9 protein-coding genes are annotated in these 12,659 nt (G+C 51.2%); 4 read left to right on the forward strand and 5 right to left on the reverse strand.

Annotated features, from left to right (window positions below):
* Positions 1-7 precede the first annotated feature (7 nt).
* Entirely contained in the window at positions 8-1,240 is a 1,233-nt protein-coding gene (clpX, locus tag GK091_RS05635) for an ATP-dependent Clp protease ATP-binding subunit ClpX (RefSeq protein ID WP_164035623.1), read from the reverse strand.
* Between the two features lie 479 nt (positions 1,241-1,719).
* Positions 1,720-2,394, reverse strand: coding sequence for a ClpP family protease (locus GK091_RS05640; RefSeq protein WP_164035624.1), 675 nt, complete (start codon positions 2,392-2,394; stop codon positions 1,720-1,722).
* A 240-nt stretch (positions 2,395-2,634) separates the two neighbouring features.
* Between GK091_RS05640 and GK091_RS05645 the strand changes: the two genes are divergently transcribed.
* Complete coding sequence (locus GK091_RS05645) at positions 2,635-3,048, forward strand: helix-turn-helix transcriptional regulator (RefSeq protein WP_164035625.1); 414 nt, start codon at positions 2,635-2,637, stop codon at positions 3,046-3,048.
* Positions 3,049-3,144: 96 nt separating this feature from the next.
* Here the strand turns inward: GK091_RS05645 and GK091_RS05650 are convergent, their stop codons facing one another.
* Positions 3,145-6,249, reverse strand: a complete 3,105-nt coding sequence (locus GK091_RS05650; protein WP_164035626.1) for an efflux RND transporter permease subunit — start codon at positions 6,247-6,249, stop codon at positions 3,145-3,147.
* A gap of 210 nt (positions 6,250-6,459) precedes the next feature.
* On the opposite strand from GK091_RS05650, the gene GK091_RS05655 reads away from it, so the two are divergent.
* Complete coding sequence (locus tag GK091_RS05655; RefSeq protein ID WP_164035627.1) at positions 6,460-7,290, forward strand: response regulator transcription factor; 831 nt, start codon at positions 6,460-6,462, stop codon at positions 7,288-7,290.
* 27 nt (positions 7,291-7,317) lie between these two features.
* Here the strand turns inward: GK091_RS05655 and GK091_RS05660 are convergent, their stop codons facing one another.
* Positions 7,318-7,803 carry a response regulator gene (locus GK091_RS05660; protein ID WP_164035628.1) on the reverse strand — a complete coding sequence of 162 codons (486 nt, stop codon included), beginning with the start codon at positions 7,801-7,803 and terminating at the stop codon, positions 7,318-7,320.
* A gap of 171 nt (positions 7,804-7,974) precedes the next feature.
* On the opposite strand from GK091_RS05660, the gene GK091_RS05665 reads away from it, so the two are divergent.
* The gene (locus GK091_RS05665) at positions 7,975-9,252 is read left to right on the forward strand and encodes a sensor histidine kinase (RefSeq protein WP_164035629.1); all 1,278 of its coding nucleotides are present in this window, start codon (positions 7,975-7,977) and stop codon (positions 9,250-9,252) included.
* A 79-nt stretch (positions 9,253-9,331) separates the two neighbouring features.
* Here GK091_RS05665 and GK091_RS05670 read toward each other — a convergent pair whose 3' ends face one another.
* Positions 9,332-10,471, reverse strand: a complete 1,140-nt coding sequence (locus GK091_RS05670) for an NAD(P)/FAD-dependent oxidoreductase (RefSeq protein WP_164035630.1) — start codon at positions 10,469-10,471, stop codon at positions 9,332-9,334.
* Between the two features lie 134 nt (positions 10,472-10,605).
* On the opposite strand from GK091_RS05670, the gene GK091_RS05675 reads away from it, so the two are divergent.
* Positions 10,606-12,597, forward strand: a complete 1,992-nt coding sequence (locus GK091_RS05675; protein WP_164035631.1) for an alpha-amylase family protein — start codon at positions 10,606-10,608, stop codon at positions 12,595-12,597.
* Positions 12,598-12,659 lie beyond the last annotated feature (62 nt).

Consider the following 12,659-nt stretch of genomic DNA (forward strand, 5'->3'; position numbering starts at 1 on the left):
TTGTTTGTCAGGCTACTGACCGCATCTGGTAGGTACTGGATTTTCCGAATTTTTCCCGGGCATATTCCAGGCTTATCGTTAGCTCTTTAACGTTCGTTTGGGAAGGCATTTCAAACATAGCATCGGTTATAATCGATTCACAGATCGACCGTAATCCTCGTGCGCCAAGCCCGTATTGCAGCGCCTGATCAACAATGTAGTTCAATGCGCCGGTGTCCCAATGCAACGTAATGCCTTCCATCTGAAACAGCTTGTTATACTGCTTGGTAATGGCATTTTTTGGTTCGGTCAGAATGAGAAGCAAAGCGTCACGATCGAGGGGTTCGAGGTGCGTCAGGACCGGGAGCCGACCGATGAGTTCAGGAATCAACCCAAACGATTTCAGGTCGAGGGCGGATATATAGCGCATAAGATGCCCTTTCTCGAAGGTGTCGTTCAGGCGACGGTCGCCCGAAAAACCAATCGGTCGGGTATTGATGCGTTTCGTGATGTGTCGTTCGATACCGTCGAACGCGCCCCCGCAGATGAACAGAATATTTTCGGTATTGAGCGCGATGAGCCGCTGATCGGGGTGCTTTCGTCCACCCTGCGGTGGCACATTGACGACCGATCCTTCCAGCAATTTCAACAGCGCCTGCTGAACCCCTTCTCCGCTGACATCGCGTGTGATGCTCGGATTGTCGGATTTGCGGGCAATTTTGTCGATCTCGTCGATATAAACGATACCGCGCTCGGCGGCCTCGACATTGTATTCAGCCGCCTGTAACAAACGGGTTAGAATGGTTTCGACATCCTCCCCGACATAACCTGCTTCGGTAATGACAGTTGCATCGGCAATGCAGAATGGAACTTCAAGAATTTTGGCGATCGAGCGGGCCAGGTAGGTTTTGCCCGTACCAGTTTCGCCCACCATGATGATATTCGATTTTTCGATCGTTACATCATCGTTGGTTTTCGGCTGCATCAGCCGTTTATAGTGATTGTAAACCGCAACCGTTATTGATTTTTTAGCGTCATCCTGACCAATCACGTACTGGTCGAGGTGGCGTTTCATCTCCATCGGTTTGATGAGATTGATCGATACCTCAGTCGGTTCGCTCCGTTTAGGGCGCATTTCTTCCAGAACAACCTGATGACCCTGCTCGATGCAGTAGTTGCAGATGTGCGCATCGATGCCCGACAGCAACAGGAGCACTTCATTTTTGCGCCGTCCGCAGAACGAGCAACTGGTTTGTGGCATGTGCGTTTGCAGTGTGTATTGTAGTTACAGTGATTGCCCGTATAAACAGGCAATTGATTGATTGTACGTCAGTTCATTCAACGCTGTGACGTTGGTAAGCCAAGTTAAGCAACAAATGATGATTCAGGCTAAGTTGCGTAGCTGGCAATCAACAAAATTACCATTCGGCACTGAGACGGCCAAATCGTAGGTTGATGGGAGGCAACGATTTTTGATATAACGTTACTTTGTTTCTGGTTAAGAGGCTGTTCGCAGAACGGTGCTTCGTATGCCGTATCTCGAAGATACGGCATACGAAGCACCGTTCTGCGAGCAAACCCAGTCAACTACATGGCTTTATCAAAGCAATCATACCGTGTTTGGGGGCGACTAATAAGTACGATGCCATAAAAAAACGAGCGCAGACTGCCCGGAAGCGATCTGCGCTCGTTTGAACGCGTGGTATGAGACAGACTAGCTGCTGCGTTTTCGAAAAAAGCTTATTTTTCGCGACGTAGTACTTCGTCGATCAGGCCGTATTCTTTCGCTTCTTCGGCACGCATCCATTTGTCACGATCCGAATCTTTTTCGATCTCTTCAACAGTTTTACCTGAATGCAGCGCCAGAATTTCGTATAACTCTTCGCGGAGTTTAACGATCTCGCGGGCTGTGATCTCGATATCGACCGATTGCCCTTGCGCACCACCCGAAGGCTGGTGAATCATAACACGGGCGTGGGGGAGGGCCGACCGTTTACCGGCAGCACCGCCAGCCAGCAGGACCGCACCCATCGAAGCCGCCAGACTCGTGCAGACAGTTGCTACGTCGGGCCGCACGTACTGCATGGTGTCATAAATACCCAGACCAGCGTATACTGAACCGCCGGGGCTGTTCAGGTACATCAGGATATCTTTCTTTGGATCGGCTGACTCCAGAAACAGCAACTGCGCCACAATGATATTGGCAATGTTGTCGTCTACGGGCAGACCCATGAAAATAATACGGTCAGCCATGAGCCGCGAAAATACGTCTACTTCACGGAAGTTCATCGGACGCTCTTCAATAACCGAGCGGGTCATGTTTTCGACGGTGTGGTTCACATAACCATCTACGGTCAGGCCATTGAGGCCCATGTGGTGTACCGCAAACTTGCGGAATTCTTTTTCGTGATTCATAATTAGGTTTACTCCTTTGGTTTGAGAACGAATAATGGGTGATTCGGGTTCGAGATTTTTTAATTGCTGGCAGGCGTTGGCTAGTAGACACGGGATAGTCAAATCTGTTCTATCGCCTGCTTACTGTATCTTAGCCAAGGCCCAATATCCGGCTTATCCGAATTCTTTCATTGCAAAATTGCGTTATCCTACCGAAAATTAGTGTCAGTTTAGGTTCAGAATTTATCGTAGTTACTTGATATGAAGACTTCCATCGAAGAAAAAATACGCCTGCACCGTCTTCAGCGCGGTTTATCGCAGGAAAATATGGCTGATTTGCTCAATTTATCGACTACGGCTTATGGGGATATTGAGCGCGGCAAAACCGACCTGACACTATCGAGACTGAACCAGATTGCTACTGTTCTTGCCTTGTCACCCCTGGCGTTATTGAGTGAAGAGGCCATTCAGGCCCAGGTCGTCGAACAAAAAAGTAGCCAGGACACATCGCACGAACTGGAAACATTACGACTGGTCGTAGAAAAACAGCAGGTCGAGCTGGACAAGCTTCGCCTGGAAACAGATTACTGGAAACGGAAATACGACGATCGAATCGCGCTCGAACTGGCCCGGACGCTCGGTATCCAGCAGACGCGCGAGCGAATCGGGTTTTGAGCAGCAAGTAGCTATAAAAATAAGGGGGTTAGGTCATTTGTCGTAGGCAAGCTAACAAATGACCTAACCCCTTTACGCTATACTGATCAGCTTCACCTATTCCGATAGCGAAGCAAACTTATTCTGGTAGAAGGCGTAAAAAATCAGGGGGAAGATAAACAGCGTCAGCAATGTGGCGGTGATCAGCCCGCCGATCACGACAATGGCCAGTGGTTTCGCCGTTTCGGAACCGATACCGTGCGAAATGGCCGCCGGAATCAGGCCAATACCAGCCATCATGGCCGTCATCACCACGGGTCGAATGCGTGATACGACACCCAGCCGAATCGAATCATTGAGCGACATTCGGTTGTGCAGATTTTTCTTGAAAACCGAGATCAGGATAACCCCATTCTGGATACAGATACCGAACAAAGCGATAAAACCGATGCCCGCCGAGATGCTGAAATTGACGTGCGTAATGAGCAAAGCGGCAATACCTCCGATGATCGCAAAGGGCACATTGAACAACACCAGACCCGCATCTTTCACATTTCCGAATAAGACGAACAGAATAAAGAAAATGGCGATCAGACTGATGGGCACAACCTGTTCCAGCCGGAGCGTTGCCCGTTGCTGGTTCTCGAAATCACCCGCCCATTTGACCGTGTACCCCGCTGGTAACTTCACATTGGCCGTTACTTTTTGCTGCGCTTCCGCTACCGCACCGCCCATATCGCGTCCCCGCACCGAAAACTTCACGGCGCCATACCGCTGACTGGCTTCCCGGAAAATCAGTACCGGCCCGGTCTGCGTATAGACATGCGCGATCTCCTTGATCGGAATCATCGAGCCACTTTCCGTTGGCACCATCAATTGGCTGATCTGCTGCTCATTGGAACGAAATGGGCGGTCGTAACGAATGCGCAGATCAAACTTGCGCTCTCCTTCGTAGATCTGGGTGGCCGCCTTACCGCCAATCGCCATTTCGATGACTGCTTCGGCGTCGGACTTGTTAACGCCATAAGCGGCCAGTTTTTGTTCATCGAGCTCGATCCGCATTTCGGGCTGACCCGTGGTGCGGATCAAACCGAGGTCATCGATGCCCTGAACGGTGGCCAGCTGCTTTTCGATTTCGCCCCCTTTTTCTTCGAGTACGTTTTGATCAGGACCGTAAATTTTAACGGCAATCGACCCTTTCACACCCGATACGGCTTCTTCGACGTTGTCCATGATAGGCTGCGAGAAGTTGAAGTTTACGCCGGGGAAAACGCTGAGCCGTTCCTGCATTTTATCGATCAGTTCTTCTTTGGTCAGCCCGCTTTTCCACTCGTCCTGCGGGTAGATATCCACTAGAAACTCAATGTTATAGAAGCCGGTGGGGTCCGTGCCATCGTTCGGGCGGCCCGTCTGCGAAATGACGCCTTTTACTTCCGGATAATCTTCGAGAATGTGGCGCATCTGAACCGTTTGCTTAACCGATTCCGGAAGCGAAATACTCATCGGCATCGTTGCCCGAACGTAGATCGATCCTTCGTTCAGTTCGGGTAAAAACTCCGTGCCTAGCAGGGTGAAGCCAGACAGGCCAACGGCCACAATGATGGTCGTTACGAGCAAGCTCATCTTCTTGTGTGCGAAGGTGAAGCCAAACGCTTTTGTTGAGTACTTGGTGACGACGTTTACGAAGGGATTGTGTTTTTCGCGGACGTTTTTATTGAGCAACATACTCGCCAGCACCGGAACCAGCGTGAGCGTGAAGATCAGCGCACCCAACAGCGCGAACCCGAGTGTCCAGGCCAAGGGCGAGAACATTTTGCCTTCGACTTTCTGGAACGAGAAAATAGGAACCAGACAGGTGATAATGATCAGCTTGGAAAAGAAGATAGCTTTCCCCATTTCCGTGCCTGTTTTGCGCAAAACCCCCAGCTTGGCCAGTTTATTGAACCTAGACATCCCCTGGGCGTGAGCCAGTTCATCGAGCGTTACGAAAATTCCCTCGACCATAACGACCGCTCCGTCAACGATGATACCGAAATCGATGGCACCCATCGACAGCAGGTTGGCCGACATTCCCTTTAAGCGCAGACAGATGAACGCGAACAGCAAGGCCAGTGGAATAACGATCGATACCGTTACGGTCGTCCGCCAGTCGGCCATGAACAGGAATACGATAACCGTTACGAAGACAATGCCTTCGATCAGGTTGTGCGTGACGGTGTGCGTGGAAAAATTGATGAGCGTTTCGCGGTTGTAGAACGTGTTAATCTGTACATCGGACGGCAGAATATTGGTGTTCAGCTCGTTAATTTTGGCTTTTACCCGTTCGATAACTTCGCTCGGGTTCTCCCCCTTGCGCATCACGATGATACACTCAACGGCATCGTCTTCCTTATCGCGTCCCGCCTGTCCGAGCCGGGGGAGGGCTGATTCGGATACCTGCGCCACGTTGCGGACCATGATCGGGGTTCCGTTGGCGTTTTTAATGATGATGTTCTGAATGTCCTGCTGGTTTTTGAGCAGGCCAATACCCCGGACAACGTAAGCTTCCGAATTTTTCTCGATCACATCGCCCCCCACATTGACGTTGGAGTTCGCTACCGCCTGATACAATTGCAGGGGTGTGATGTTGTAGTCGGTCAGTCGGCGCGGGTCGACCGAGATTTCGTACGTTTTTACTTCGCCCCCGAAGCTGACCACATCGGCCACCCCCGGTACACTCTTCAACTGACGGTCGATGACCCAGTCCTGAATGGTTTTGAGTTCGCGGGCGGTGCGTGTCGGCGATTGCAGCGTATAGCGAAAAATCTCACCGGTTGGTCCGTACGGGGGCTGAACATCGGGCTTAATACCTTCCGGCAATTCAACACCATTCAGCAGGTTGTTAACCTGCTGACGGGCAAACGTATCGTCAATGCCATCTTCAAAGAGCACTTTAACCACCGACAAACCAAAGAGTGATGTTGACCGGATATCGGTACGCTTCTGAACCGAATTCAGACCAATTTCAATGGGAATCGTAACGAACTTCTCGACCTCTTCGGCTGACCGGCCCGGCCACTGCGTTATGAGCGTAATCTGAGTATTTGTTACATCCGGAAAGGCTTCGATCGGCGTATTCTGGTAGCTGATAACCCCGGCTACAACAGCTAGTGCCGTCAGAAAAAAGATGAAAAACTTGTTCTTCAGGGAGAACGTGATAATGCCCTTGATGAATTTATTCATGAATTGGCGGAGTACTAGTTGCCTTGTACAAAGGTGCCGGCAGCAGCTTAAATTGGTCTTAAGTCGCGGTTAAAAGAGCGTTAAATCGATAATCGGCGAACACGGCAACCGTAACGAATCGGTGAACAGCTTTCCCTGCTGCGTAAGTGACCTACCGGTGAGTAGTATAACGCTGACAAACAAAAAAATAAAACAAGACTTTACTATAGTATGAAGCAGAACGATGAGATAGTAAGCAATCTGGCTATAATTACTCACCTGACTGGAGCGAGTAATTACACGTGGGTTCACTTTAAGGATAAACCCCGACTACTGGTATCGAAATCGCTGACCTACTTTGAGGATTTACTGCCCTCATGCGTTCGAATCCACAAGACCGCTTTAGTAAACCCAGCGTATATCGAACAGATCAAACCGCCACTGCGGGCCAAAACGCCCGGATCCGTCACCATGTTGGGTGGTGATTCGTTACCTATCAGCCGCCGGCGTTGGCAGGAAGTAGCGGAACTGTTGCAGGCATCGGAACCGTTCGGCGAGCCAGTAACCAAGCTGAAAAACAGGTCTGTTGCGGCTTTGGAAGGTCAGGCCGAAACGGTAACTGACTGGCCGAATCGAGTTGTTGATTCATCGGAGCGTTTTGTCTATGCCTTCATGCAGGACGAACGAAAGTGCCGGATGCTTGAAGAAATAGTAGACGAAAACTGGCCGCATTATACGATCCGCTTTTTTGATAATAGCTCGTCGCTCACGAGCCAGCTGACCCAGGTTGGAACGAATGATCTGCCTACGCTGGTGTTTCTGGAGGTGCGTAACGTGGGCTGGCCTTTACTGAGCACTCTGGAATTTATGAAGAACGACAATCGGTTTCGGCACATTCCCGCCCTTGTCTTTATCCGCGATCAGTCTGGCAACGATGTCGAAGTGTGCTATGCTGCCGGGGCAAACTCTGTTGTTTGTCAGTCTGGTTCAACCGTGTTCGCCGAAGCCGCTGAGCAAATATGTGCGTATTGGCTGACGTTTGCTGCGCTGCCCGTTAATTGACGGGAATCGCTTCGAGGCATTTGTATGCTAAAAAATGATCCGGTCGTTGGGTAGCGTTACCGTCTCCCACCAATAGATACGGAGCGTGTCGATGTATCGCTTCCACTCATCGACATCCGACGGCTTGGTGATGTACGAAGTGCTGCCGTAAAAATAAGACTCACTGATGTCTTCCCGATCGCTGGAATGACTTAACACGACAACAGGTAGCTGCTTGCAAGCCGACGAGCTTTGCTTAAGCGCCTTCAACAGTCCCCAGCCGTCTTCGCGCTCGGGCAGATACAGGTCCAGCAAGATCAGTTTGGGTAGACCACGACCTTGTAAAAAGCAATTGTCGAGGTAAGACGTAGCCTCTTCTGCACTGGCTACCCGGACTGCTTTTACGGTTGAGAATGATTGTTTCAGTGCAATCTGAATGAGCTGCCATTGGTCATCATTGTCCTCAACAATCAATAGACTGGCATGTCTGGCATGCTGACTGCTGGCTGAGGTATTATAGCGATTTACGCTCATTCGTATCGTTGAGTGGGGCGGCTGGCGATAAACACAGCAATATAAACAGGAGAATCAATAAAAAATAATTAAGTGTTTCGGTTGGTGCTATCGATAAAATCTCAGCCAGTATATTGCAGTTGATAAAGTTGACTATAATAACTGATCTGACTCGCTAATACCGGCTTCCGTATGGACAATGAGCATACACCAGTAACCCCGTTACAACCTGATTTCGCCACCTATCTATTTGCCCGACGGGAGGCTTTGCTAAACAGCTGGCGCACAATATGCGAGCAGGATACCACACTACAGAGCGTTTCGGGTCTTTCTCGTGAAGAGTTTAATGACATGGTTCCGACCATTTTGAATATACTGGGTCAGCGGTTGAACGGAGATCCGGTTGTGCTGAACCCCATTCAGGTGGCCAATGAACACGGATTACATCGGTGGCATAAAGGCTATACCTTACGGGAATTACTACGGGAAATTGGGCACCTGTTTCGCGGAATAACCGACGAACTGCGAACCTACGCAACCCTTTATTCAGCCACCAGTATCGAGACAATGGCGGAAGCTTACCGTATGGTTATGTGGCTAAATGAAGATACCGTAGAAGGCAGTGCCGCCCGTTATGATGAACTGGAACGGACTGCTGCGGCCAGTCGCGCCGATACCCTTCAGATGGCTCTCAACCAACTGAACGAGCTTTCGCACCAGCGTTCGGATCTGCTACGCACCTCCAGTCATGATCTGCGCAGTAGTGTGGGTATCGCGCAGGGTGCTGCCTCCATGCTTGATATGGAAACGAACAGTCCTGAAGAGCGCGGTCAGTTGATGGAAATGCTCAGCCGAAACCTGGCCAACCTGGAAACGATGCTTCAAAATCTTATGAATCTGGCGAGGCTGGAAGCGGGGCAGGAGGTTCCGGAAATCAGCACGTTTGATGTGGCAAAACTACTACGCGAGCTGGTTCAAAGCACGCAGCCCCTGGCCGCGCACCGGGGATTGCCGCTTTTGAGCAACGGTCCGGAAGCGCTTATTGTGGAGAGTGATCCGAACAAGGTCCGGCGTATTGTGCAGAATCTGCTGATAAACGCGCTGACCTACACACCAGCGGGTATCGTCTCTGTTTCCTGGGTAGGAGAGGGCGAACACCGCTGGTCAATTGCTATTCAGGATACGGGCCCCGGATTGCCGGACAACGCATCAACGTCGATGATTGGTACATTAAAACCTACTCAGGATAGTGCATCTGTATTCGAGAGTCGCGAAGCTCCCAACGAACCCGTTAGTGATTCGCCGGGTCCACCACGTCAGGCAAATACAATCAAATCGACAGGCGAAGGGGTAGGTTTACACATCGTGAAGCGGTTGTGTGAATTGCTGGAAGCAAATCTTGATATCGAAACTAGCCCCGATAAGGGTACGCTGGTTCGGGTTCGTTTCTCCATGATATACAGAAAGTAGCCAGTGGAGCAAACGGGGGTCCAGAAAAGGCTGTCGTTGCTGAACTCTGTAGGATTGCGGTTCCAGACTATAGCTGCGCTCAGTCACTAATCAAGGCACCATGCGTTTGGCTCATAATACCCCGAAGCGCAGGAGTGAACATACGCAGGGTTCGCAGGGCGGTCTCCGTTACCCAGGCATTGCCAAAAAGCTGCTGAACCGTTCGCCCTATCCACAGTCGACGGGCGAATTGTTCCGACCACGCGCGCTGGTAACGCTGTTCCAGTTCAGAGCGGGTGAGTTGGCCTTGCAGAAACGAACTGGCCAGGTTGCTGGCCAGCTTGGCACCGCGAATCGCCATTGCCATACCATTGCCGCACAGGGGCGTAATGAGTCCTGCCGAATCGCCCGTCATCAGTATATGGTTGTCGATCACCTGCTTCGGCGCAAACGAGATATCATTGATCACTTCGGGTCTTTCGTACAGAAAATCGGCGTTCTCGAAAACAGTTTTCAGGTGCGGATTTCGATACAGAATCCCATTTTCCATAGCTGGAATCGTACCGAACTGCCGCAAGTTTGATCGGGTCGTGAGGTAGCACAGACAGTATTTATCATCCTCGATGGCCGACATGCCGCAGTAACCATGACTAAAGTTATGAAGCGCGATCAGGTCCGTCGGGAAGTCACACCGGATGTGGTATTTGACACCAATGTACGGAGAGGGTTGTCGCATGAAAGCCCGATCGAGGGTCTTGTCGAGCTTCGACCGTTTGCCGAATGCACCCAGCACCAAACGGCTGGTCAGTGTCTGGCTCGTTATGCCGGTCCGATCACTGACCGAGATCTCGAACTGGTTGTCATTGAACGAGACCGTCTCAACCTGGCTAGCCAGCAGAAACGCTACACCAGCTAGTTTAGCCAGCTGGTATAACTCGTAATCAAGGGTATAGCGACTGATGCCAAAGCCACCCATATCCAATGGCGCGTACAACGACTGACCTGACGGTGCCGATACCTGAAACCGATTGATGGCCGCTGCGCCAAGTGCCGACAAATCGACGCCCAGCGACTGAACATACGGTTTTACCTCGTTCGAAACGTACTCACCACAGACCTTATGAAAGGGATAGGTCTTCCGTTCGACGAGCGTAACAGAATGGCCGGCTCTCGCCAGTTCGAGTGCACTAACTAGGCCCGCCAGTCCCCCACCAATAATGACAACGTCTGTTTTGATCATTCCGATTGTCGAAAGCACGACTGGTCCGGGGCTGTAGTTCCTGGTTCAGGGTGTTTTGTTTAAATTATCTCTATGATTTAGTAGACAATAATCACGACTGTTTGGTTTTACAAAAACCGTTTTACATTTGCTCCATGTCTATTGTGTCCAACGATCTGAAAGCCGATTGGCAGCTCAACCATCTGCTTTACACGGAAGCCTATCAATCTGGGCGTTCGTCGTTCATTCATAACCTGTTACCGCAGCTGGCGCTCCAGTTTTCGGTCTACCAGACGCTGGAAATCCTGCACAAGCGCTTAGGGAACGACGTACTTCGTCGGGCATTGGACCCGCTTGACACCATTCCGAGTCCGGTGAAAGGGCAGCCGGATGGCGAGTGGATCAAACAGAGTAACATGGTTGGGATCAATGTGCGCACGATCGGCTCTTTCTGGCAGGTTGTCAACTATGCCCTCACCCTTCCGGCCAGCCACGACAGTATCCATTTGCTTCCCATTTGGGAGCCGGGTATTGTCGGTAGTCTCTACGGCATGGTAAGCTGGCAGATCAATCCGGAATTCTTCGATGTTGAGCTGGCGCGGTATGTACCGGCACTGGACACCGTCGAAAAGCAGTTGAAAGTAGTGATGAATCTGCTTCATGCCATGGGTCGTACCGTGGGTATGGATGTAATTCCGCACACCGACCGTTTTTCGGAGATGGTGCTGGCCTGCCCGTCGCTGTTTGAGTGGGTGCAGCGCGATGGCGACAAAATTGCCGATCAGTCCAGTCTGGTGTATAAATACGTAGAGGAAGCCATCTGGCAGTACCTGAAATACGTTGGTGCGGCTGACGGATCGCCGATAACGTTCGCGAAAGATGTTTTTTTCTCAACCGATCTGGCTATTCTCACCGACGATCAGCGGTTACGTATTCTGTTTGGGCTACCGAACGACTACGGCGGGCGGTTGCAGCGCCGAATCAATCTGATCCGGCACCTGACGGCCCAGGGCCTTGAAACGCTGCCCATGACTATGGCCCCGCCTTATCGCGGCATCCACATCGACCCCACTGATTTTGTGGTGGACGACTACGATCAGACCTGGTATCAATACGCATTCGATGAGCCGCAGCCAATGTCGAGGGTATTTGGTCCGCTGGCCCGCTACAGTTTCTACGAGTCGAAGGACAATAACCAGAACTGGGAGCTTGATTTTGACCGGCCCAATTACCCGGCCTGGGCGTATATCAGTCAGAAAGTGTACGACTGCCAGCAAACGTACAACTTCGATTTTATGCGGGGTGATATGGCCCATGTACAGATGCGGCCAACCGGTGTGCCGGAGATGGTCGGCCATTATTACGATCCGCTGCGGGCTATAAAACGGTACATCCGGGGCAACGGAATACCTCACTTCGCCTTCTTCGCCGAAACGTTTCTGGCCCCGCCCGATGTCATGGGGTACGGCGATGAACTGGACCATCTGGAAGCCATCGAAGCCGAATCGACACTGGGCGATTTACAGTCGCTGGTGGTGGGGTCGCCTGAGTTTAAACGGCAGTTTGCTGCCTATGCCGACTACCTGAACACCCGTCGGTTCTCGCCTAACTTTACCGTTATGACGGCGGATAAGGATGACCCACGCTTCGATTTGTTTTATCGGACGGGTAATCTGTTTCGCTATTTCACCGCGTTGTTTCTGACCGACATGCCGAGCTACATTGGCCTGGGGTTCGAGTTACGCAATCGGCACGAAGAGCGCGGTGCGAACGAAGAGTACTCAAAACTTTACGTGTTCCAGATTGGCGATGACCGCCAGACCGACAAAGTAACGCACGGGCCATATCAATGGGGGCAAAACACCGACCAGTTTAGACGTATTCTCCGCATCAGGACTTTTGCGGAACAGATCTGGCCGGTCATTGCTGAGAAAGAGACCCGGTGGCTTATTGCGCCCGACGAACGGAACGACAACGACTTCATTGCCTGGACGCACGCAGAACCGACTGGTTATCTGTTTGCTGCATCTTATTCCGGCGTACTACCTGATTCGATCCCCGGACTGGAGCTACCCGCATCGGCTGAACTAGTTTTTGACGAAAGCGGTTGCCGAGTCTGGCGCACCGTTGAACCACTGGAGGAGTAATGGTTCGGTATCTTGCCGAACAAGTAATGAATCTATTTTCTGTCCTAAGAATCTCGCGACTC

The organism is Spirosoma agri (assembly GCF_010747415.1).
Classification (GTDB): Bacteria; Bacteroidota; Bacteroidia; order Cytophagales; family Spirosomataceae; genus Spirosoma; species Spirosoma agri.